The following is a 22731-nucleotide window of genomic DNA, read 5'->3' as shown; positions in this document are numbered from 1 at the left end:
CCATGAGAAGTCGTGTGTGCCGAACGCCGTTTCCGGTAGCCCGGAAACCGACGGTACAACATGAAAAGAATGCTGATTAACGCAACTCAACCTGAAGAGTTGCGCGTTGCACTGGTAGATGGCCAACGCCTCTACGACCTGGACATCGAGTCGGGTGCACGCGAGCAGAAGAAAGCCAACATCTACAAAGGCCGTATTACTCGCATCGAACCAAGCCTTGAGGCTGCCTTTGTCGATTTCGGCTCCGAGCGCCACGGCTTCCTGCCCCTCAAGGAAATCTCCCGCGAGTACTTCAAGAAGGCTCCCGAAGGCCGCGTAAACATCAAGGACGTCCTGAGCGAAGGCCAGGAAGTTATCGTGCAGGTCGAGAAAGAAGAACGTGGCAACAAGGGCGCAGCCCTGACCACCTTCATCAGCCTCGCCGGCCGTTACCTGGTTCTGATGCCGAACAACCCGCGTGCCGGTGGTATCTCCCGTCGCATTGAAGGCGAAGAGCGCAACGAACTGCGTGAAGCGCTGAACGGCCTGATTGCCCCTGCCGACATGGGTCTGATCGTACGCACTGCCGGCCTGGGCCGCAGCAGTGAAGAGATGCAGTGGGACCTCGACTACCTGCTGCAACTGTGGACCGCCATTAAAGAAGCCTCGCTGGATCGCTCCGCGCCATTCCTGATCTACCAGGAAAGCAACGTGATCATCCGCGCCATCCGTGATTACCTGCGCCAGGACATCGGCGAAGTACTGATCGACAGCGTTGAAGCCCAGGACGAAGCCCTGACTTTCATTCGCCAGGTGATGCCGCAGTACGCCAGCAAAATCAAACTCTACGAAGACAGCGTTCCGCTGTTCAATCGTTTCCAGATCGAAAGCCAGATCGAGACCGCCTTCCAGCGTGTCGTTGAACTGCCTTCCGGCGGCTCCATCGTTATCGACCCGACCGAAGCCCTGGTGTCCATCGACATCAACTCGGCCCGCGCCACCAAAGGCAGCGATATCGAAGAAACCGCACTGCAAACCAACCTTGAAGCGGCTGAAGAAATCGCCCGTCAGTTGCGCTTGCGCGACATCGGCGGCCTGATCGTCATCGACTTCATCGACATGACCCCTGCCAAAAACCAGCGCGCCGTGGAAGAAAAAGTCCGCGAATGCCTGGAAGCAGACCGTGCCCGCGTACAAGTCGGCCGTATCTCGCGCTTCGGCTTGCTGGAAATGTCCCGTCAGCGCCTGCGTCCATCCCTGGGCGAAAGCAGCGGCATCGTCTGCCCACGCTGCAACGGCACCGGCATCATCCGTGACGTTGAGTCGCTGTCGCTGGCCATCCTGCGCCTGATCGAAGAAGAAGCCCTGAAAGACCGTACTGCCGAAGTACGCGCCCAGGTGCCAATCCCGGTTGCTGCATTCCTGCTCAACGAAAAACGCAACTCGATCACCAAGATCGAACTGCGTACCCGTGCCCGCATCGTCATCCTGCCGAACGACCACCTCGAAACGCCGCACTTCGAAGTTCAGCGCCTGCGTGATGACAGCCCGGAAGCCCACACCAACCAGTCCAGCTATGAAATTGCTGCCGCTGCCGCTGAAGTGGAAGAAGTCCAGCCTGCTGCTGCTACCCGCACTCTGGTTCGCCAGGAAGCCGCGGTTAAAACTGCACCGCCACGCACCTCGGCTCCGGTTCCTGCCGAAGTCGTCGCTGCCCCGGCCGCACCGGCACCCGCGGCAACCATCTCCGAGCCAAGCCTGTTCAAAGGCCTGGTCAAGTCGTTGGTGAGCCTGTTCGCCTCCAAGGAAGAGCCTGTTGCTCCGACCGTGGTAGAGAAGCCAGCCACCCCTGAGCGCCCTGCACGCAACGAAGAGCGTCGCAACGGCCGCCAGCAAAGCCGTAACCGCAACGGTCGTCGTGACGAAGAACGCAAGCCACGCGAAGAGCGCGCACCACGTGAAGAACGTGCTGCTCGCGAACCACGTGAAGAACGTACATCCCGCGAAGAAACTCCGGTTGTTGCTCAAGCACCTCGCGAAGAGCGCGCACCGCGCCCACCTCGTGAAGAGCGCGCTCCACGCGCACCGCGTGAAGACCGCAAACCTCGTGGCGAAGGCCGTGAAGAGCGCGTACGCGAACTGCGTGAGCCTCTGGACGCAGCGCCTGCTGTCGTTGCCGGCGCCGCAGCTGCAGTCGTAGCCGAAGAACGCCCGGCCCGCCCGCCTCGTGAAGAACGCCAGCCTCGCGCCCCTCGCGAAGAACGCGCTCCACGTGAAGAGCAAGTTGTGGCTGCTGCTGAAGACGAAGAAGTGCTGTCCAGCGAAGAGCAATCCCAGGACGAGACACAGGACAACGCCGAAGGCGATCGTCCACGTCGCCGCTCCCGTGGTCAGCGTCGTCGCAGCAACCGTCGCGAACGTCAGCGTGATGCAAACGGCAACGTGATTGAAGGCTCGGAAGAAAACAGCGAAGAAGGCAACGCCCAAAACGCTCCTGCTACCACCCTTGAAATCGCTGCCGGTCTGGCCGTGACAGAAGCCGTTGCCAGCTCGGTCATCAGCGCCCCCGCTGAAGCCCAGGCTCACCAACAGGCAGAGCGTGCGACTGAAGCAACCCAGGAATCGGCCCCGGCTGAAACCGTGGTTGCCGTTGAAGCTGCGCAGGAAGTGGCTGTTGTAGAAGCACCTGCCGCTCCAGCTCCAGTGGTTGAAGCCACCGCCGCTGTAGAAGCAACGGTTGTTGAAACGCCAGTTGCAGAAGCACCGGTTGTGGAAGCCGTAACGCCGATCGAAGCGATCAAGGCACCGGAAGTTGAAGTTGCACCGACTAAAGAAGCACACCCTGAAGTCCAGGTTGTTGCCGAGCCAGTTGTAGCGGCTCCAGAGCCTGTAGTCGAAGTCGTGGCGCAAACCCCGGTCGTTGAGACGCCAGCAGTCGAAGCACCTGCTTTCGAAAAAGCACCGGAGCCTGCCAAGGAAGTCCGCGTTGTTCGCGAGCCAGTTGCCGAGCCTGCCGTTGTTCAAGCAGCGCCTGCAGCAGAACCGGCCACCCCTGAAGTGGTAGCGGTTGAAGCTGTAGTCGAGACCGTAGTCACCGCACAACCGGCTCCAGTTGAAGCTGAAGTTGTTGTGGCGTCTGAAGTGGTTGAAGTCGTGATTGCTGCCCCGGTTGTCAGCGCTCCAAGCAACGGTCGTGCTCCTAACGACCCGCGCGAAGTCCGTCGTCGCAAGCGTGAAGAGGCTGCTGCAGCCGCAGCTGCAGCAGCTCATGCACCTGCAAGCGAAGCCGTAGCCCAGGAACAGGAACACGAGTCTAAACCTCTCGCCTAATTCCCAAGGCCACTAAAAAGCCCCGCCAGTTCTGAACTGGCGGGGCTTTTTTTATGGAGCTTGATAACCGGTTGATACGTCAGTAAACGTTGGGTTCCATCTCCAGCTCTACGGCAAAGCGCTGCAGGATATCGGCCTGAATGCGCTGCGCCAGTGCCAGCAACTCCAGGCCGGTGGCCGAACCATGATTGACCAGCACCAGCGACTGCAAACGGTGCACGCCTGCGTCGGCTTCCCGGAAGCCTTTCCAGCCCGCCGCTTCAATCAACCAGCCTGCCGCCAGCTTTACCTGGCCATCTGCTTGTGGATAGCCAATTAACCCCGGGTGAGCCAGGCGCAACTCATCAGCCTGATCAGCCGATACCAACGGGTTTTTGAAAAAACTGCCGGCATTGCCCAGCACCGCCGGGTCTGGCAGCTTTTCACTGCGAATACTGCTGATCGCCCGACTGACGTCGCTAGCCGTCGGCTGGTCAATGCCCTGCTCGGTAAGACGTTGACGTACAGGGCCGTATTCCAGATGCAGACGTGTGGCACGACTCAGGGCAAACCGCACCCGCAGAATCAACCAACGCCCGGCCTGCTGCTTGAAGAGACTGTCGCGGTAGGCGAAGTTGCACTCTGCAAGGCTGAATTCACGCAACTCGCCAGTCTGTCGATCAAGGGCCGTAAGCCCGGCGAATACGTCCTTGATCTCAACGCCATAGGCGCCAATATTCTGCATCGGGGCAGCCCCAACGGTACCGGGGATCAGGCTGAGGTTTTCAAGCCCCGACAAACCCTGTTCCAGAGTCCACAGCACAAAGGCATGCCATACCTCCCCCGCCTCGGCCTCGACAACAACCCGGTCGCCGTCGTCCGCCAGCAAACGGATGCCGCGACTGGCCATGCGCAAAACCAGCGCTGAAACATCACCGGTCAGCAGCAAATTACTGCCGCCACCAATGACCAGCAACGGCAACTGGTGCTCAACCGCGCACAGTAACGCCTCACGCACATCGGCATCGTTGTGGGCTTGCGCAAACAGGCTGGCCTTAACATCAACGCCAAAGCTGTTGAACGGTTTAAGCGACGTATTGACCTGCACGTCCAAACTCATGACTCCAGCAAACGCCGAACGCGTTCAAGGTCTTCAACGGTATCAACGCCGGCTGGCGGAGCTTCCAGCACATCCGCCACGTGAATGCGCACGCCATGCCACAGCGCCCGAAGCTGCTCAAGGCGCTCGGTATTCTCGAGCCAGCAAGGGCCCCAGCTCACGAAGTCATGCAGGAAGCCTGCACGATAGGCGTAGATGCCAATATGGCGGCGATAAGGTATGCCCGCCGGCAAGGTGTCAGGGGCACTGGCGAAGTCATCCCGCGCCCACGGCAACGTGGCCCGGCTGAATGTCAGCGCCAGCCCGTTGATGTCACTGACGACCTTGACCACATTGGGATTGAACAGCGTCTCGACATCATCGATCGCCTCGGCCAGGGTCGCCATGCTCGCCTCACTGTGGGCGGCCAGGTTGACGGCAACCTGATCGATCACCTGTGGCGGGATCATGGGTTCGTCGCCCTGAACATTGACCACGATGGCGTCACTGGCCAAACCCAGTTGCGTGGCAACTTCGGCCAGACGGTCGGTGCCTGACTCGTGATCGGCACGGGTCAACAGCACCTCGGCGCCGAACGCCTTGCAGGCGTCGACAATACGCGCATCGTCAGTGGCAACCACCACACGCTGCGCGCTGCTTTTACAGGCCTGCTCCCAGACGTGCTGGACCATTGGCTTGCCGGCAATCATTTGCAGCGGCTTGCCTGGCAAACGGGTTGAGGCAAAGCGCGACGGAATAACGACTGTAAAAACCGGAATCATTTATCCAGACGCTCATCAGCAGAAAGGGTACGGGCTTCGGTTTCCAGCATCACTGGAATGCCATCGCGGATCGGGTAGGCCAGACCTGCGCCCTTGCTGATCAGCTCAGTCTTGTCGGCGCTGAGCTTGAGCGGGCCTTTGCAAACAGGGCAAGCAAGGATATCGAGCAATTTGGTGTCCATTAGGGTTCCCCTGGATAAAGATGGATCAAGTCAAAAGACGATCGGGCAAAAGACCCAGCAACTGTTGATCAAACCACAGGACAAAGGCCTCTGAGGGTACTGCGTCAACGGCCAGATACCACCAGTCGGGTGACGCAAAGTCACGGCACTTCACCGCATCCTTTTCAGTCATGACCACGGGTAAGGGCGGCGTAAAATTCAGCACCTCGGCGCTGTAGGGCGCGTGATCGGCAAAAGCATGGGCAATTGGCCGCCAGTGTAGCGTTTCAAGGGTCGTGAAGAAACGCTGCGGATTGCCGATCCCGGCGACCGCATGCAGCGCTTGTTCAGCAGGAAAATAGTCCAGCGCCTGACGCTCACCGCTGATCAAATTGACCAACGCAGTGGGCTGCAACTGAAAGGCAAAACCGCCCTTGGGGTCGCTGGCAGCGCCGTTATACAGCACCGCGTCGACACTGTGCAGGCGCTCAGCCGGCTCACGCAGCGGCCCGGCCGGCAGGCAGCGACCGTTACCCAGGCCTCTGGCATTGTCGATCAGGACCAGCTCAAGATCCCGGGCCAGGCGGTAATGCTGCATGCCGTCATCGGACAGAATCAGGTCCAGCTGCTCGCTGGCCAGCAAGGCCCTGACCGCACGACTGCGATCCGGATCGATCATCAAGGGTACGCCGGTGCGCTGCACAATCAGCAAGGGCTCATCCCCCGCCTGCGCGGCACTTTGCTCAGCGGTCACGCGCCACGGAAATTGAGGGGGGGAAGCGCCATAGCCACGACTGACCACGCCAACCCGCAGGCCATGCTGCTGGCAATGCGCAATCAGCCACAGGATCAAAGGCGTTTTGCCGGTACCGCCCACGGTGATGTTGCCCACGACAATCAACGGTACCGGCGCACGATAAATCTCGCCTTCCCCTGCCACAAAACGCGCCCGCTTGCGCTCAACCACTCGACGGTAAAGGCACTCCAGCGGGCGCAACAGGGTCAGCAGCGGATGCCCGGCATACCAGGCGCGCAACAAGCGATCGGACATGGCCATCAGGGCGCCGCCTGCGCCTCGACAGTCGTCATGCGCAAATGGCTGAAGCCGAGTTTCCCGGCCGCATCCATTGCGGTGATGACCGCCTGGTGTTGGGTTTTGCCATCGGCGCTGATCGACAGCGGCAAGCGGGTATCGCCGCCAGACTCTTTCTGCAGAGCCTCCATCAGGCTCGCCAGATCATTCTTCGGCAACAACTGGTTGTTCACCGAAAACACTCCGTCCGCGCTGATGGCGATGTCCAGTTGCCTGGCGCCTTGATCCTCGCTGGGCGAACCGCTGACAGCCTCTGGCAGATCAACGCGCAACTGGGTTTCGCGGGTAAAGGTCGTGGTCACGACAAAAAACAGCAGCAGGATAAACACCACGTCAATCAATGACGCGAGGTTGATATCAACCGTTTCCCGAGGCTTGCGGCGAAATTTCACGCTTTGCTCCCGACCATATCGACTTCACGGTCGCCTTGTATCACCTCAACCAGCTTGATCGCTTCCTGCTCCATCCCGACCACCAGCTCGTCGACACGACGTTGCAGGAAGCGATGGAAGAAGACTGCCGGAATACCCACCATCAGACCCGCGGCGGTAGTGATCAGTGCTTTGGAAATACCGCCTGCAAGCACGGCAGCATTGGTCGTCATGCCCGTCCCCATGAAGGCGCTGAAAATATCGATCATGCCCAGTACGGTACCCAGCAGGCCCAGCAACGGGGCCATTGCCGCAATCGTACCCAGCGCATTGAGATACCGCTCAAGCTCGTGAATCACACGGGCAGCGGCCTCTTCGATGCACTCTTTCATGATCTCGCGACCATGCCTGGAGTTGGCCAGGCCCGCGGCCAGGATCTCACCCAGCGGCGAGTCGGCGCGCAGCAACTTGAGTTTTTCCTTGTCCATCTGCTTGTCTTTGATCCAGACCCAGACCTGCCCGAGCAAATGTTCCGGGGTTACGCGACTGGCACGCAGGGTCCACAGACGCTCGACAATAATGCCCAGCGCGGCAACAGAGCTCAGAATGATCGGCAGCATCATCCAGCCACCTGATTTGACCAGTTCCCACACAGTGACAATCCCCTCGAAAAAGTGCGCCACTCTACCACAGGATTGCCCTGAACCTTGTGGGGCCAACGCCTGCGCAAGCACTATCAATCGCGCCAGAACCGACGCTGGCCACCCATGCTCTCAACCTGTGCCGACGCCCCCAAACGAAACCACACAGCCCCTTGCTCGGCGCTATCCCACACCTGCACCCCCAAGGCTTGATAACGCGACATGACCTGCGGGTGCGGGTGACCAAAATTATTACCGTGTCCACGGGAAATCAGCACGTTTTCAGGCGCCAGCGCCTTGAGAAAAGCCATCGACGACGACGTCTTGCTGCCGTGATGGGGCGATTGCAACCAGCGGACAGGAACGGCCAGCGGACTTTGCAGCAATGCCCGCTCGGCATGGGTATCAATATCCCCCGTCAACAGTAGCCGTTCGTCCCGTGCTTGCACCTGCAGTACGCAGGACTTCTGATTGCTATTGCTCGCCCCCGGCCACTGCCAGAGTGAGAATTTCACGCCGTCCCACTCCCAACCCTCCCCGCTCGCACACGGCTGCGCCCGCAACGGTTCTGGCAACCCCGCCACATCGCCACCAAACACCCGTGCAACGCGGACTGCCCGCTGAACCGCCAGCGCACCGCCCGCATGATCCGAGTCGGCGTGGCTCAGCAACATGACATCCAGCTCGCTAACTCCCAATGAACGCAACACAGGCACCACCACCCGTTCACCCTGATCAAAATCCCGGACCTTGGGGCCTGCGTCATACAAAAGCGTGTGGTTACGGGTGCGCAAGACAATCGCCAGCCCCTGCCCGACATCCAACTGCAGCACCTCAACCTCGCCGTGGGGGATCTGTTCGCGGGGCACAAAGACAGCCAGCAGTACCAGCGGCCACCCCAGCGGTCTGAGCACCATCCCGGCTGGCAGCAGCAGGATCAGCGCCCCAAGCGCGCTCAACAGCCATATGTAAATCGGCACGACCGGGGGCAGCCAGGGCGGGAAAACATCGGCCAGCAGGGCCAGCCCCTTGATCAACAGATCGAGCAAGCCACCCGACAGCCACAACAGGCTTTCCCCAAGCCAGGGCACGGGCAGCAGCAGCGTTCCCAGCAATGCCGTCGGCAACACCAAAAGGCTGATCCAGGGCACGGCAACCAGATTGGCCAGCGGCCCCGTCAGGCTGATGGGCAGTCCGAGAATCCACATCACCGGGAACAAACCCAGGGCGATCAGCCCGTGGGGGCGCAGCCACGCGGCCCTCCACCCCCAGGCCCCAAGACGACCGCCGAAGGTGAAAATCAGCACCGCCACGGCGCTGAACGACAACCAGAACCCCGGCATCAAACTCGCCAGTGGCTCCACAATCAGCACCGCATTGAGCGCCAGCAGGAATGGCAACCACACCACCAGATGACGAAACCGCAAGCGCCAGATCAGCACCAGCCCCAGCATCACGCACGCGCGTTGCACCGGCACTTCAAAACCGGCGAGCAGGCCATATCCCGTGGCGCCCGCAAACGCCAGACCGCAAGCCCAGGGCAACCACGGCAAGCAGCGCGGCCACAGGCCATAGCGCGCCAGCAAGGCGACCAACCCGTAGATCAATCCGGCAAACAACCCTATGTGCTGCCCCGAAATCACCAGCAGATGCACAGTTCCGGTTGCCTGCAGCAGCGTCCAGTCATCACGGCTCAAACCAGAGCCGTCACCCATGACCAGCGCCGCCAGCCACGGTTCCCGGCCATTGCCATCGATACGCAACAGACGCTGACGCAAGCCATCGCGCCAGGCATGACCCGCTGCAGCCAGTAACTGACCCTCCTTGACCACGCCCGTCGCGCCGATGCGTTGCGCCAGCAGCCAGGCCTGGTAATCAAACGACTGAGGGTTGAGCAAGCCCTTGGGGCGCTTGAGCTTGACCGCTAGCCGCCAGCGTTCCCCACTCTTGACCGACGGCCCGCCATACCAGCTCAACCTGATGGTCGTGGGTAATGCGCCGTGGCGCGAGCGTGCATCCTGCAATTCAAAACGTACGGCGTTGTCAGTCTGCTGCGGTAATCCGACGACATGCCCTTCGACCCAAAGCGTCCTGCCGTCGAACGCGGCCGGCAAGCGATCATCCAGCGCCCTTTGTCCCTGGACGCAAGCCCACGTCAGCCCAAGCACAAAAAGCCCCACCGGCCAGGCACGAATAGCCAACAGCAACAGCCCCGCCATGAACATCAGCAGCAACCACCCCGGCGACGGCAACACGGGTAAAAACCGCAGTGCAATAAGGCCCGTCGCCAACGCAAACATCCCTGTGTACATGCCTATACTCAACTTATCCCTTTGACTCGGATTAGTTGTTATCGGGGACCCGCGCTTAAGAAATTGTCACAAAGTCTGAATAGGCATCCTGTCGAATTTGGGCATACTGCCCTCTTGACCTAGGGAGAGGCCCATGCCACGGCGTTTAATCAAACGTTTCATGCCAGATCCGGCCCTGATCAGGGAACACAAGTCCTTACGATTTTTAGGGACTTTACTGCATGACCCCAACCTCTGGCACCTCAATCGTCACTCCGTGGCCCGAGCAATGGCCGTAGGGATTTTTGCAGCTTTTATCCCCATGCCGTTTCAAATGCTGCTTGCAGCTTTTCTGGCGGTAAACGCGCGCGCCAATATGCCGATATCAGTGGGCCTGGTATGGCTGACCAATCCGATCACGATGCCGCCGGTGTTTTACATCACCTACAAGACAGGTGCCTGGCTGATGAACATACCGGCACGCACCCTGCCGGATGAGCTGACCTGGGAATGGATCAGCGGCCAATTGTCGACCGTATGGCAGCCCTTTCTATTGGGTTCTGTGGTGTGCGGAGTGGTGCTGGGGGCGCTGGCCTACTGCCTGACCATGCTCTATTGGCGCTGGTGGGTCAGCCGTAAATGGAAGGGACGCAAAAACAAGCACCCATAAAAAAGGCCCCAAAAGGGGCCTTTCTTATGATCTGGCACTGAAGGTCCTTCGGCCATTTCGCAGCCTCGTACCTCGTCAGCGGCAGGATGTTACTGACGCATGCCTCGACCACTAACCAGCAACTTCGCACAGCCGAAGTACAGCACGATGGTTGCCACGACCATAAAGGTCAGGGCCACGCTGATCTTGATGTCCGAAACCCCAAGAATGCCGTAGCGGAATGCGTTGACCATGTGCAGCACAGGGTTGGCCAGCGATACGCTCTGCCAGAACGGCGGCAGCAGTGTGATCGAATAAAACACACCGCCCAGGTACGTCAGCGGCGTCAGCACGAAAGTCGGGATAATTGAAATATCGTCGAAGTTGCGTGCAAATACGGCATTGATAAACCCCAGCAACGAGAAGATTGTCGCCGTCAGCACCACGACCACGATGGTCAGGCCCAAGTGGTGGACTTGCAGGTGGGTGAAGAACAGCGACAGCAAGGTCACGATCAAGCCCACGATCAACCCGCGCAAAATCCCGCCCACGGTAAAGCCGATCAAAATGGTGTGGGGCGATACCGGTGACACCATCAGCTCTTCAATCGAGCGTTGGAATTTGGCACCAAAGAAGCTTGAGACCACGTTACCGTAGGAGTTGGTGATCACTGACATCATGATCAGGCCCGGAACGATGTACTCCATATAGGTGAAACCACCCATATCACCGATTTGTCGGCCGATCAGATTACCGAAGATCACGAAGTACAGAACCATGGTGATCGCAGGCGGTAGCAGTGTCTGCGGCCAGATCCGCATGAAGCGGCGAACTTCGCGGTAAACGATGGTATTCAACGCGATCAGATTGGGGCGCAGCTCCGAGCTCATATCGCCACCTTTGCCAGATTTTTCTCGACCAGCGACACGAACAACTCCTCAAGGCGATTGGTTTTGTTGCGCAGGCTCACCACTTCGATGTTTTGCGCAGCCAATTGAGTGAACAGACCGGTAATGCCCACGGCTTTGTCGACCTGTACTTCCAGCGTACTGGCGTCGAGCAATTGACTCGGATAGCCGATCAACTGCGGGGCCGCCTGCAATGGGTGCTTCAGGTCGAGTAAAAAGGTCTCGACATGCAGTTGCCCAAGCAACTGGCGCATGCTGGTGTTTTCAACAATGGTGCCGTGATCGATGATCCCGATGTTGCGACACAACTGCTCAGCCTCCTCCAGATAGTGAGTGGTGAGGATGATGGTCGTGCCCTGCTCGTTCAGCTCGGTGAGAAAACTCCACATCGAGCGACGCAACTCAATATCCACGCCAGCAGTAGGCTCATCGAGAATCAACAGGCGCGGTTCATGTACCAAGGCCCGGGCGATCATCAGGCGGCGCTTCATGCCACCGGACAACGAGCGCGAAGGTGTGTCGCGCTTATCCCAAAGCCCCAACTGCGTCAGGTACTTTTCAGCGCGCTCCTTGGCGATTTTGGCCGGGATGCCGTAGTAACCAGCCTGGGTCACGACGATATCGAAGGTCTTTTCAAACTGGTTGAAATTGAACTCCTGCGGCACCACGCCAATCGAGCGCTTAAGGGCTGCCGGATTGCGATCAAGGTCATGGCCAAAGATATTCACCGTACCGCTGGTTTTGTTTACCAGGGTCGAGAGAATGCCGATGGTCGTGGATTTGCCGGCGCCGTTAGGGCCCAGCAAGGCAAAAAAGTCACCTTCAGCAACATCCAGATCGATACCACTCAGGGCCTGGAAACCGTTGCCGTAGGTTTTGGTTAGCTGCCGTATGGACAGAGCGGAACTCATATCGGATTACGCACCAAGATGGGGAAATAGGGAGGTATAAGTAAGGGCGAACTACCTGTAGGGCAAGTCCGACAAGGCCTTATGGTGCTTGGCCTCGCCGCACAAGTACAGTCGCCCGTATTAATAGTGGCTATTAAGTCAACGCAGTCATCACTGCATTTCGATAGGCCGGACGCTGCTTCAAGCGCTCATACCAGGCACTCAAGTGCGGCAGGTGCGCACGTTCAATGGGCATTTCAAACCAGGCATAGATAAAGGAACCCAGCGGGATGTCACCCATGCCGATTTCATCACCCGACAGGTAGGGTTTTTCAGCCAGCGCCTGATCCGCAACAGCCAGCAATTGATCGCAGGCTTTAATTGCCGCGTTGATCTTCACCCAGTCCTGCTCCTCGGCAGGCGTGCGTAGAACGCCCCAGAACACCGCACGGAATTCGACCGCAAACGAGGTACTGGTCCAGTCCATCCACTTGTCAGCCTGAGCCCGCACACGGGCATCGGTTGGATACCAGGACGTGTCTGACCCATATCTGGCAGTGAGGTAACGCACGATGGCGTTCGATTCCCACAGCACAAAGCCGTCGTCCTCTTCGATCATGGGTACCCGGCCATTAGGATTCAGCGATCGATACTCAGGACTGTCGACCACTCCAAATGCACCGCCCGCCTCTACGCGGCTATACGGCAACGCCAACTCTTCGACACACCACAACGCCTTGCGCACGTTTGACGAATTCTTGCGACCCCACACTTTCAGCATGATCTGGCTCCTGGTTGATAGACGCCGAAGGAGTCTACGCCGGGATGTCGAACTCTGCCTCCAGCGCAAGGTCACTATCCTTACAACCTTGATCGGAAGTTGCGACTAAGCTCACAAGAGTTATCGCCCCTGGCTTCATGGAGGATTAAATATGCTGTTGTTGTGGATACTGGTTCTGATTGTTGGCATCGCCTATATGGCCCATCGCCGCATCGCCCCCCTGACGACCCTGGCTGTTGTCGCTGTTTACCTGTTGGCCATGGGGGTCATCGGCCATGTGCCAGGCTGGTTGCTGGCAATCCTTTGGCTGTTGCTGGCAGCGCCTGCCGCTCTGCTGCTGTTGCCAGACCTTCGGCGCAAACTGTTTACCGCTCCGCTGTTCAAGTGGTTCCAGAAGACCTTGCCCCCCATGTCACAAACCGAGCGTGATGCCATCGACGCCGGCACAGTATGGTGGGATGGCCAATTGTTCAGCGGCCGCCCCGACTGGAATCAGCTTCTGGCCTATCCCAAAGTTCAGCTCACGGAAGAAGAACAAGCCTTTATTGACGGCCCCACCGAAGAACTGTGCGCAATGGTCAGCGATTGGGAGATCGGCCAAGCCATGGATTTGCCGCCGCAGGCCTGGGCGCACATCAAGGAACACGGTTTCTTCGCCCTGATCATCCCCAAAGCCTACGGTGGCAAGGGCTTCTCGGCGTACGCCCACTCCCAGGTCGCAATGAAGCTGGCCACTCGCAGCGGCGACCTCGCCTCCACCGTGATGGTGCCCAACTCCCTCGGCCCCGCCGAGCTGCTGCTGCATTACGGCACCGACGAGCAACGTGACCACTACCTCCCACGCCTGGCCCGTGGCGATGACATCCCCTGCTTTGCCCTGACGGGTCCGCTGGCTGGTTCCGATGCCGGGGCAATGCCCGACACCGGGATCATTTGCAAAGGTCAGTGGCAAGGCGAAGAAGTGATCGGCCTGCGCCTGAACTGGGAGAAGCGCTACATCACCCTGGGGCCCGTCGCCACCCTGCTTGGTCTGGCCTTCAAGGCCCACGACCCGGAACACCTGCTGGGCGACAAGGAAGACCTTGGCATCAGCCTGGCGCTGATCCCCACCGACACCCCCGGGGTTGAGATTGGCCGCCGCCACCTGCCTTTGGGCGCAGCGTTCATGAACGGCCCGAACTCGGGCAAAGACGTATTTATCCCCCTGAATTACCTGATTGGCGGTCAGGAAATGCTCGGCAAGGGCTGGATGATGCTGATGAACTGCCTGTCGGTCGGGCGCTCGATATCGTTACCGGCCGTCGGCACCGGCGCAGCCAAGTTCACCAGCCTGGTGACCGGGCAGTACGCCCAGGTGCGCGAACAATTCAATGTGCCACTGGCCGCCTTCGAAGGCATTCAAGAAGCACTGGCGCGCATTGGTGGCAACGCCTGGTTGATGGACAGCGCGCGCATGCTCACCGCCAACGCGGTGGACCTGGGGGAAAAACCTTCGGTACTGTCAGCGATACTCAAGTACCACCTGACCGAGCGCGGCCGTGAATGCATCAGCCACGCCATGGACGTTCATGGCGGCAAGGGCATCATCATGGGGCCCAACAACTACCTGGGGCGCAACTGGCAGGGGGCGCCGATTTTCATCACCGTGGAAGGCGCGAACATCCTGTCGCGCAACCTGATGATCTTCGGTCAGGGCGCCATTCGCTGCCACCCCTTTGTACTCAAGGAAATGGCCCTGGCCAGCCGTGAAGACAAGGATCAGGCGCTGCTGGAGTTTGACGACCTGTTGCTCAAGCACATCGGTTTTGCCATCAGCAACAAAGCCAGCACCTTTGTATTGAACCTGGGCCTTGGGCGGTTTGAGCATGTGCCGGGCAATGCCCTGAGCCAGGGCTACTTCCGGGCATTGAACCGCCAGGCGGCAGCCTTCGCCCTGCTGGCCGACCTGAGCATGATGCTGCTGGGCGGCGAACTGAAACGCCGCGAGCGCCTGTCGGCGCGCTTGGGTGATGTGCTGAGCCATATGTACCTGGCCAGCGCCGCGCTCAAGCGTTACCACGATCTGGATTCGCCGGAGCACCTCAATCCGTTGTTCAAATGGGCCATGGAAGAAAGCCTCGGCCACGCCGAACGCGCCCTGGACGAACTGCTGAAGAACTTCCCGAACCGCGCGTTGGGCTTTTTGCTGCGCGGCGTCGTGTTCCCGTTCGGCCGCCGCCACACCGGGCCGTCGGACGCGCTGGATGCCGAAGTTGCCGCAGTCTTGGGTCGCGCCAAGGGTGATCCAACGCTCGAGGCAGTGCTTGCGGGCTGCTATCGCCCGCAATCGCCAGACGACGCCGTGGGCGCCCTGCAACATGCCAGCGACCTGCTGAACGAAGCACGTGCGCTGCACAAAAAACTCCATGAAGGCTTGAAAAGCGGTCAGGTAAAACCGGGGGCGGGAGAATCGGCAATCGATGCCGCACTGCAAGCCGGTGTACTGCAACCGGCCGAGGCACACGCGCTACACACCGCTGAAGCTGCCCGACGCAAGGTGATTGATGTGGATGACTTCTCCAAAGAGGAACTCACCCACAGCGAAGGAAAGATTCGATAACGGGACAGCGGGCGCCGGGGGCTTTATACTCCCGCGCCCGTTTTGCTCTAGAGGACACCCGCAATGGCCACCAATGATCTGAACCACAACCTTGTCTTGCTCGACATTCTGCGCAGCATCCTGGTTGCTGTCGGTGACGCTGAGCAGATCCCCGAGGAAAGCCACGCCCTGTTTCTGGAACGCTTTGACGACATGCGCAAATCGCTGCCGGTTGACCCGATCAATAGCCAGTATCTGGGCCAGGACCTCATGTGCCAGGTCATCGAGCGCTACCCGCAGATCGCTCACCTGGTCCCGCGTGACCTGCTCTGGTACTTCGGCGGTGCGTGCTTCAACTTCCTGTCGGATGAAGAGCTGGACATGTATGAGGCGCTGGAAGAGCGTCGTCATGAAGCAGAAATGAACGACGAACCGTTCGACTGGAATCAGGAAAAACAACTGATGGCGATGCCTGTGTCCGACGACAGCACACAGCACTGATTCCTACGCACAATAATACTTAAGGCCCGCCCGGTTTACCTGGCGGGCTTTTTTATGAGTGACCAGAATCCTGTGCCCGCCACATGTCCAGGGTCGGCTCCCGGGCCAGTCGCTCGACCAAAAAATCGATGAATACACGAATCTTTGGCGGCAAATAACGCGACGGGGCATGCAACAGCCACGCACCGCCATGGTACGAAGCAATAAAACTCCATTCCGGCAATACGCGAACAACCAGCCCTTGGTCCAGAGCCTGACGCGCCGTGAAATACGGCAGGCTACCAATCCCGATATCCTGCAACACCGCATCCAGCCGTACCCCGGTGTGATTGGCCGCATAGCGCCCACGCACTCCAACGGTAACCGACCTGGCACCCTGTTTGAATTTCCACCGCGCATCGGCAGGTGTCTCTCCCAGATAAATACAGCTATGCCCACGCAAATCCTCGGGCTGCGCCGGCGTGCCGTGCTCCGCCAAATAAGCAGGCGTGGCACACAACACATGCTCGATCGGGAACAGTTGACGCCCCACCAGGCCGGGTGGTGGCTGGTCAGTGATACGAATACTCAGGTCAACGTTGTCATCAATCAGGTCGACATAGCGGTCTTCCAGAATCAACTGAACATCGACCTGTGGGTAGCGCCGTAAAAACTCGGGCATGTGCGGATGAATCACATAACGCCCAACGGCCTTGGGGACACTGACCCGAATCAAGCCCTCGGCGCTGCGGGTAAAGCGCCCGCTCAGGTCCATCACCGATTGGGCAGCACCCGCCACCTCACAACACCGCTTGAATACTTCTTCGCCATCATCGCTCAAACGTAATTTGCGTGTGGTGCGTTGCAGCAAGCGGATCGCCAGGGCTTTTTCCAGGCGCGATACGCTGCGACTGACCGCAGAAGGTGAGGTGCCAAGCTGGCGCGCCACTTCCGAGAAGCTACCGGCCTCGACCACCTTCACAAACATCACCATTTCGGCCAACAACGATAACGGCAGATTTATGCTCACAGCGCACAGGTCCATTGAAATTCAGGCGGATTATCACGATCAAGGCGCAACTCTATACTAAAAAAAGACACCGACCAGGACACCGCAATGACCCAACGCCTCTTTTTTACCGATGACGCACTGACTGCAGACATTAACGTGATCAGTTGCATCGCCCACGAGGACGGATTTGCCGTTACCGTGCAAGCGACCCCTTTTCACCCGCAAGGCGGCGGTCAGCCGTGCGACCTGGGCCTGATCGGTGACAGTGAAGTGGTCAAGGTGCTGCAAGAACAAGACAACATCGTGCATTACGTCACCCGGGCCATTGCTCCTGGCCCTGCCCGTGCGCAAGTGGACCCGTCGCGCCGCCATCTCAACGCACGGCTGCATAGCGCCGGGCACTTGATTGGAGTGATCGGTGAACAGGCCGGCTGGCTGCCGACCAAGGCACATCACTGGCCGGGCGAATGCCGGGTCAGCTTCACACCCGGCGATGATGCCCAACCACTGGAAGCCCCAGCGATCCAGCAACAACTGGAGCACTGGATCAATGCCGATTTACCCCGCCAGCTTCATCTGGACGCCAGTCAACGCGCCGTCGGCTTTGGAAACTTGCCAAGCTATCCGTGCGGCGGCACCCATGTTCGCTCTCTGGGCGAGTTAGTGGCGGTCAACGTGCTTTCTGTCACCCTCAAGAAAGGCGTGCTGTCCGTGCGTTACGATCTGAACTGATCGATTCAAGCAGCCTAAATGCGGGTGCGACGGCGCTGGACGAAGCGGTCCACGTAGTCATCCGCAGGGGACTGCAGGATTTCCCGGGGGGTGCCGACCTGAATCAAGCGCCCGTCCTTGAGCACGGCGATGCGATTACCGATACGTAACGCCTCGTCCAGGTCATGGGTGATGAACACGATGGTTTTTTGCAGCGTGCGTTGCAGTTCCAGCAACTGGTCCTGCATCTCGGCACGGATCAGCGGATCGAGGGCACTGAAAGCTTCGTCCATCAGAATGATGTCGGTATCCGTCGCCAACGCCCGGGCCAGCCCGACACGCTGGCGCATCCCCCCCGACAGTTGATGAACAAAGGCTTGCTCATAGCCTTCCAGCCCGACCATCGAGATCCAGTGCCGGGCTCGCCCCTCGCATTGCACCTTGCTCTCGCCCCGCACCTTCAAACCATAAGCCACGTTCTCGATCACGTTGCGATGGGGTAACAGGCCGAAATTTTGAAACACCATACTGATTTTTTGCCGACGAAACTGGCGCAAGGCAGACATGCCGTATTCAAGGATGTTTTCGCCATCCACCAGAATCTGCCCGCTGGTAGGGTCGATCAAGCGGTTCAGATGGCGCACCAGAGTGGACTTGCCCGAGCCGGACAACCCCATGATGACGAACACTTCACCGGCTCGGATCGACAACGACAGATCGTTGATACCGATAACGCAACCGGTTGCTGCCAGGACTTCGTCCTTGGTCCGACCCTCACGAATCAGGGCCATCACTTCTTTATCACGGCCGCCAAACACCTTAAATACATGACGTACTTCGATCTTGTTGATCACTACCTCACTCATTCCGGGCCTCCGCGCCGAGGCCGGCCATAGGCTTGAGTGATACGGTCGATCACCACTGCCAGAATGACAATGGCCAGTCCGGCTTCCAGGCCTTTGCCGACATTGAGCGTTTGAATACCCACCAGCACATCCTCACCCAAGCCCCGGGCACCAATCATCGAGGCGATCACTACCATCGACAATGCCATCATGGTGGTCTGGTTAATACCGGCCATGATGCTGGGCATGGCCAGTGGCAATTGCACGCCAAACAGTTGCTGCCTGGGGTTGGCACCGAATGCGTTGATCGCCTCCATCACCTCGCGATCAACCTGACGCAAGCCCAGATCGGTCAAGCGGATCAGCGGCGGTACGGCATAAATGACTGTGGCAAAAATCGCCGGAACCTTGCCCAGGCCAAACAACATCAGGACAGGAATCAGGTACACGAAAGTGGGCATGGTCTGCATGACATCCAGCAGCGGTATCAACACCGAGCGCAGGCGATTGCTGCGCGCGGCCAAAATCCCGAGGGGAATGCCCAGCAATACCGAAATAACCGTGGCCACCATCATCAGTGCCAGGGTTTGCATCAGCTTGTCCCACAACCCAACTGCGCCTACCAGAAACAGCAGTCCGACGATCAACAGAGTGCTGAGGATCTTGCGTGTGGCATGCCAGGCAATTGCCCCAACGATGACCAGCATCAGCCACCACGGCGTGATGCGCAGCAGGTTCTCAAGGTGGATGATGGCCCACAGCAGTGTCTCGGAGATATGCCGGAACACATCACCGTAGTTGCTGACCAGTGCATCAACCCCGTCATTGACCCACCCTGCGATGGAAAACGTCAGATTGTCAGGAAACATGCAATGCCCGTACTCCGTGAGTTATTTGGATTTGAGCGCTGCATCGACTTTTTCAGCCGCTTGCGAGGTCACCCAGGCATGCCAGATTTGCGGCTGCTCACGTAAGAAATCCTCAGCAGCCTTGCGCGGCTCGGTGCGTTTTTCGCTCATTTGGGCCAAGGTGGTGTTGAGTAAATCGATAGGAAAATCGACCTTTTCATAGAACTCGACCAACTGCGGGTATTTGGCTTTGAAAGGTGCCGATACGCCAATGGCCAGTTTTGCCGGTAATGAGCGCGTACCCTTTGGAGCAGGGTTATTGGCGTCAGCCAGGGTCTTCCAGGCTTCGGCATCAAAAGGCGGCTCTTCAAGTTTGATCAGCTTGTAGCGCCCGATCAGCGGAGTCGGTGACCAGTAATAGAACAGCACCGGTTTGCCACGACGGATCGAGGAGCTGATCTCGGCATCCAGCGCAGCGCCCGAGCCGGTGCGAAAGTTAACGAAGTCCTTGTCCAGGCCATAGGCCTTGAGCTTTTGGCTGTTGACGGTCTCGGAGGTCCAACCGCTGGGGCTATTAAGGAAGCGGCCACGAGTCGGATCTTCCTGATCACGGAACACCTCTTTATAGCGGGCCAGATCGCTGACCGACTTCAGGTCCGGGGCCAATGCCTTGATGCCTTTTTCCGGATCACCCTTGATCACATACTCGGGCACCCACCAGCCTTCACTGGCGTTTTTGACGATATCGCCCAGACCGAAAACCTTGCCTTCGGCCTCCGCCTTGATCCACACGGGGCTTCGCCCTGCCCACTCTTCGCCGATCACTTGAATATCATTCTTGGCCAGCGCAGCCTCCAGGCTTACGGTGCTGCCAGGCAAGGTGTCGGTTGCTACGCCGTAGCCTTTTTCGGTGATCAGACGCAGTACTTCGGTGATCAAGCTGCCGCTTTCCCAAGTGATATCACCAAAGTGAACGGGATCGCCCGAGTTGTTTGCCAAGACTGGCTGGGTAACAAGTCCAAATGCCAGCAGTGATCCAACGAGCCATTTTTTAAGGTTGTACATATGCATTCTCTGGTTGTGGAGGGGCCGCCGAGCACGCAATTTGCCTGTCGCCTCCCTGCGAGAGTGCTTAATGCCGGAGAAAATATGAGTTGCGATGTTTTCAGCGTAGCTGCTGAATTCAATAGAGCGGCACAAACATTCGCACGGATGCGGGTCGTAGCCTTGTTGCGGATGTATTGCGAGGGGTGGGCCAGAAATCAAAACCCGGAAACGCAAAAAGCAGCCCTAGGGCTGCTTTCTGAGTGTTTTTTGAAACTGCGTAGCTCCAAAAAACAAAATTTGGAGCGGGAAACGAGACTCGAACTCGCGACCCCGACCTTGGCAAGGTCGTGCTCTACCAACTGAGCTATTCCCGCAATAATGGCGTCCCCTAGGGGACTCGAACCCCTGTTACCGCCGTGAAAGGGCGGTGTCCTAGGCCACTAGACGAAGGGGACGTTGCCCGAAATGTACACGTACATTTCAGTGCCAGATCACTAACTAACGCTAATGTCTTGGCTTTCACTCAACTCCGCCCGAAAGCGAAGCTGCTTAAAAATGGAGCGGGAAACGAGACTCGAACTCGCGACCCCGACCTTGGCAAGGTCGTGCTCTACCAACTGAGCTATTCCCGCAATAATGGCGTCCCCTAGGGGACTCGAACCCCTGTTACCGCCGTGAAAGGGCGGTGTCCTAGGCCACTAGACGAAGGGGACGTTGCCCGAAATGTACACGTACATTTCAGTGCCAGATCACTAACTAACGCTAATGTCTTGGCTTTCACTCAACTCCGCCCGAAAGCGAAGCTGCTTAAAAATGGAGCGGGAAACGAGACTCGAACTCGCGACCCCGACCTTGGCAAGGTCGTGCTCTACCAACTGAGCTATTCCCGCAATGGCGTCCCCTAGGGGACTCGAACCCCTGTTACCGCCGTGAAAGGGCGGTGTCCTAGGCCACTAGACGAAGGGGACACGCTACAACTTCACTGGTTACATGCGTTTGGCTGTTCGCTTTACGCTGCAATTGGCGCGCATTCTAGGGATGGATTTGAAAGTCGTCAACCCCAATATGAAAATATATTGAAATCAATGACTTCCCTCTTCTCTCGGCGCTTTCCTACGCAGTATGTCGACCAACTCTTGGCGCCTATATTCCGTCACCCTACAAGGGGTTATGATGGCCCGACCTCAGTGATGGCAGATTGCTGCCCGCCTATTCCCAGCCTCTCTATATAGACAGGCACGCCGACCTCACCGAGACAGCGCACCCACATTCAGAAGAGGTTTTAACGTTGACGCCCTCCATGATCGCCCTGCTTGTCGTCGTCGGGATCGCACTGCTGATCGCAATCGTCTACATGAACCATGTAGTGGAAAACAATAAACTGGAAAAAGCCCGACTCAAGGTCGAACTCAACGACCGCATACGTCGCTGCAGCGAAGTCAACGAGACCTTTCCCGGCCAGCTGATGTTCCCTGCCCTCAAGCTGCTGCTCACGCGCCTTGAGCTCAATGCCACGCAACGCCTGCTGCTCCTGCAAAAATCCAGTGCAGCTTTAAAGGCACAAGTTGCAGAGCTTAACGGGCTGATTGCCAAAGGCGAGTCTATCCCCGTCAACAACCCGCCAAACCCTGTCCTGACCGAAGCAAAAGCCAAAGACGTGCGTTTTTTGCTTGAAACGCTGCACGGGCAAATTACCCGGGCGGCCCAGGATGGTTTTTTACCGACCAACGAAGCCAAGCAGTGGATCAAAGAGATTCGAAATTTGCTGGTCGTGCTGCATATCGAATTTTTCAACAACCTGGGCAAGCTCGCCCTGCAAAAAAATCAGCCCGCACAGGCGCGCCTGGCTTTTGAACGCGCGGTGCAGTACTTGCGCAAGCAGCCGGTACCCGCCATGTACAACGCACAAATCAAGGACTTCGAGACCCAGCTTGCACGCGCCAACGCACAGGTGCTGAACGCACTTGAGCCGACCACGGGTGAAGTCAATGAACTGACTGAAGGCTTGAAAACCGACGAAGCGGATGCTGACTGGAAGAAGAAAGCCATTTACGACTAAGGCACCCAAAATGGGTGATCAATACCGCTCTTGTGGGAGCGGGCTTGCTCGCGATCAAAAGCGACGCGACGTGTCTGACCGAACACGCTAATGGCACCCACGAAAAATCACGCAGATCAGTGCGGGCAATACAGTGGAAGGATGTGCTGCAAAACCCGGGACGGGTCAGAGGGCGTAACACACAAAGGCAGCCGCTC

At 58.4% G+C, this 22731-nt stretch carries 20 protein-coding genes and 6 tRNA genes; 6 read left to right on the top strand and 20 right to left on the bottom strand.

Translation table 11 applies throughout. The features are described from left to right. Positions 1-69: 69 nt before the first annotated feature. Entirely contained in the window at positions 70-3309 is a 3240-nt protein-coding gene (gene rne / locus AC19YQ_RS02975; protein WP_500594549.1) for a ribonuclease E, read from the top strand. 79 nt (positions 3310-3388) lie between these two features. Here the strand turns inward: rne and murB are convergent, their stop codons facing one another. From murB to AC19YQ_RS02940, 7 genes are all read right to left on the bottom strand, one after another. Continuing rightward, the gene (gene murB / locus AC19YQ_RS02970) at positions 3389-4408 is read right to left on the bottom strand and encodes a UDP-N-acetylmuramate dehydrogenase (RefSeq protein WP_500594548.1); all 1020 of its coding nucleotides are present in this window, start codon (positions 4406-4408) and stop codon (positions 3389-3391) included. Then, positions 4405-5169, bottom strand: a complete 765-nt coding sequence (gene kdsB, locus AC19YQ_RS02965) for a 3-deoxy-manno-octulosonate cytidylyltransferase (RefSeq protein WP_339473872.1) — start codon at positions 5167-5169, stop codon at positions 4405-4407. The genes murB and kdsB overlap by 4 nt, the downstream gene beginning before the upstream one ends. Further along, a complete protein-coding gene (locus tag AC19YQ_RS02960) occupies positions 5166-5351 on the bottom strand; it encodes a Trm112 family protein (RefSeq protein ID WP_019827923.1) in 186 nt (61 codons plus the stop codon). The genes kdsB and AC19YQ_RS02960 overlap by 4 nt, the downstream gene beginning before the upstream one ends. 25 nt (positions 5352-5376) lie before the next feature. Continuing rightward, positions 5377-6387, bottom strand: a complete 1011-nt coding sequence (lpxK, locus tag AC19YQ_RS02955; protein ID WP_500594547.1) for a tetraacyldisaccharide 4'-kinase — start codon at positions 6385-6387, stop codon at positions 5377-5379. Continuing rightward, positions 6387-6815 (bottom strand): flagellar polar localization protein PocB, encoded by a 429-nt coding sequence (pocB, locus tag AC19YQ_RS02950; RefSeq protein ID WP_326398312.1) that lies wholly within the window; start codon positions 6813-6815, stop codon positions 6387-6389. The genes lpxK and pocB overlap by 1 nt, the downstream gene beginning before the upstream one ends. Further along, the gene (gene pocA, locus AC19YQ_RS02945; protein WP_133075975.1) at positions 6812-7447 is read right to left on the bottom strand and encodes a flagellar polar localization protein PocA; all 636 of its coding nucleotides are present in this window, start codon (positions 7445-7447) and stop codon (positions 6812-6814) included. Before pocA ends, pocB begins: the two co-directional genes overlap by 4 nt. 83 nt (positions 7448-7530) lie before the next feature. Continuing rightward, positions 7531-9747, bottom strand: coding sequence for a DNA internalization-related competence protein ComEC/Rec2 (locus tag AC19YQ_RS02940; RefSeq protein WP_500594546.1), 2217 nt, complete (start codon positions 9745-9747; stop codon positions 7531-7533). Positions 9748-9880: 133 nt separating this feature from the next. On the opposite strand from AC19YQ_RS02940, the gene AC19YQ_RS02935 reads away from it, so the two are divergent. Next, positions 9881-10396: a DUF2062 domain-containing protein gene (locus AC19YQ_RS02935; RefSeq protein WP_339473866.1), complete on the top strand. Its 516-nt coding sequence runs from the start codon at positions 9881-9883 to the stop codon at positions 10394-10396. 89 nt (positions 10397-10485) lie between these two features. Here AC19YQ_RS02935 and AC19YQ_RS02930 read toward each other — a convergent pair whose 3' ends face one another. From AC19YQ_RS02930 to AC19YQ_RS02920, 3 genes are all read right to left on the bottom strand, one after another. Beyond that, positions 10486-11265: an ABC transporter permease gene (locus tag AC19YQ_RS02930; RefSeq protein WP_339473864.1), complete on the bottom strand. Its 780-nt coding sequence runs from the start codon at positions 11263-11265 to the stop codon at positions 10486-10488. Beyond that, positions 11262-12194 carry an ABC transporter ATP-binding protein gene (locus tag AC19YQ_RS02925; RefSeq protein WP_500594545.1) on the bottom strand — a complete coding sequence of 311 codons (933 nt, stop codon included), beginning with the start codon at positions 12192-12194 and terminating at the stop codon, positions 11262-11264. Before AC19YQ_RS02925 ends, AC19YQ_RS02930 begins: the two co-directional genes overlap by 4 nt. Before the next feature lie 133 nt (positions 12195-12327). Beyond that, positions 12328-12954, bottom strand: coding sequence for a glutathione S-transferase family protein (locus AC19YQ_RS02920; RefSeq protein WP_133075691.1), 627 nt, complete (start codon positions 12952-12954; stop codon positions 12328-12330). 151 nt (positions 12955-13105) lie between these two features. Here AC19YQ_RS02920 and AC19YQ_RS02915 point away from each other — a divergent pair, with 151 nt between their 5' ends. Both AC19YQ_RS02915 and AC19YQ_RS02910 read left to right on the top strand, forming a co-directional pair. After that, entirely contained in the window at positions 13106-15553 is a 2448-nt protein-coding gene (locus tag AC19YQ_RS02915) for an acyl-CoA dehydrogenase (protein ID WP_500594544.1), read from the top strand. Positions 15554-15616: 63 nt separating this feature from the next. Then, positions 15617-16033, top strand: coding sequence for a PA2817 family protein (locus AC19YQ_RS02910; RefSeq protein WP_339473855.1), 417 nt, complete (start codon positions 15617-15619; stop codon positions 16031-16033). Between the two features lie 52 nt (positions 16034-16085). On the opposite strand, the gene AC19YQ_RS02905 is transcribed toward AC19YQ_RS02910, so the two are convergent. Beyond that, the gene (locus AC19YQ_RS02905) at positions 16086-17042 is read right to left on the bottom strand and encodes a LysR family transcriptional regulator (protein ID WP_500594543.1); all 957 of its coding nucleotides are present in this window, start codon (positions 17040-17042) and stop codon (positions 16086-16088) included. Between the two features lie 87 nt (positions 17043-17129). Between AC19YQ_RS02905 and AC19YQ_RS02900 the strand changes: the two genes are divergently transcribed. After that, complete coding sequence (locus AC19YQ_RS02900) at positions 17130-17756, top strand: alanyl-tRNA editing protein (protein WP_339473852.1); 627 nt, start codon at positions 17130-17132, stop codon at positions 17754-17756. A gap of 14 nt (positions 17757-17770) precedes the next feature. Here AC19YQ_RS02900 and AC19YQ_RS02895 read toward each other — a convergent pair whose 3' ends face one another. The 9 genes from AC19YQ_RS02895 to AC19YQ_RS02855 form a co-directional block, all read right to left on the bottom strand. Continuing rightward, positions 17771-18601 (bottom strand): quaternary amine ABC transporter ATP-binding protein, encoded by an 831-nt coding sequence (locus AC19YQ_RS02895; protein WP_500594542.1) that lies wholly within the window; start codon positions 18599-18601, stop codon positions 17771-17773. Then, positions 18598-19449 carry an ABC transporter permease gene (locus AC19YQ_RS02890; protein ID WP_500594541.1) on the bottom strand — a complete coding sequence of 284 codons (852 nt, stop codon included), beginning with the start codon at positions 19447-19449 and terminating at the stop codon, positions 18598-18600. Before AC19YQ_RS02890 ends, AC19YQ_RS02895 begins: the two co-directional genes overlap by 4 nt. 21 nt (positions 19450-19470) lie before the next feature. Next, positions 19471-20493: an ABC transporter substrate-binding protein gene (locus AC19YQ_RS02885; RefSeq protein ID WP_500594540.1), complete on the bottom strand. Its 1023-nt coding sequence runs from the start codon at positions 20491-20493 to the stop codon at positions 19471-19473. Between the two features lie 280 nt (positions 20494-20773). Continuing rightward, positions 20774-20849: transfer RNA gene (locus tag AC19YQ_RS02880), tRNA-Gly, on the bottom strand. A gap of 5 nt (positions 20850-20854) precedes the next feature. After that, positions 20855-20930: transfer RNA gene (locus AC19YQ_RS02875), tRNA-Glu, on the bottom strand. Between the two features lie 101 nt (positions 20931-21031). Next, positions 21032-21107, bottom strand: a tRNA-Gly gene (locus AC19YQ_RS02870). A gap of 5 nt (positions 21108-21112) precedes the next feature. Further along, positions 21113-21188 (bottom strand) — tRNA-Glu (locus tag AC19YQ_RS02865). 101 nt (positions 21189-21289) lie between these two features. Next, positions 21290-21365, bottom strand: a tRNA-Gly gene (locus AC19YQ_RS02860). A 2-nt stretch (positions 21366-21367) separates the two neighbouring features. Continuing rightward, positions 21368-21443, bottom strand: a tRNA-Glu gene (locus AC19YQ_RS02855). A 332-nt stretch (positions 21444-21775) separates the two neighbouring features. On the opposite strand from AC19YQ_RS02855, the gene AC19YQ_RS02850 reads away from it, so the two are divergent. Continuing rightward, a complete protein-coding gene (locus tag AC19YQ_RS02850; RefSeq protein ID WP_339473846.1) occupies positions 21776-22534 on the top strand; it encodes a hypothetical protein in 759 nt (252 codons plus the stop codon). The last annotated feature ends 197 nt before the right edge of the window (positions 22535-22731 follow it).

Source organism: Pseudomonas sp. MF06569 (assembly GCF_059862735.1).
The sequence above is the reverse complement of the archived record's forward strand: the minus strand, read 5'-3'. Positions and strand labels throughout refer to the sequence as shown.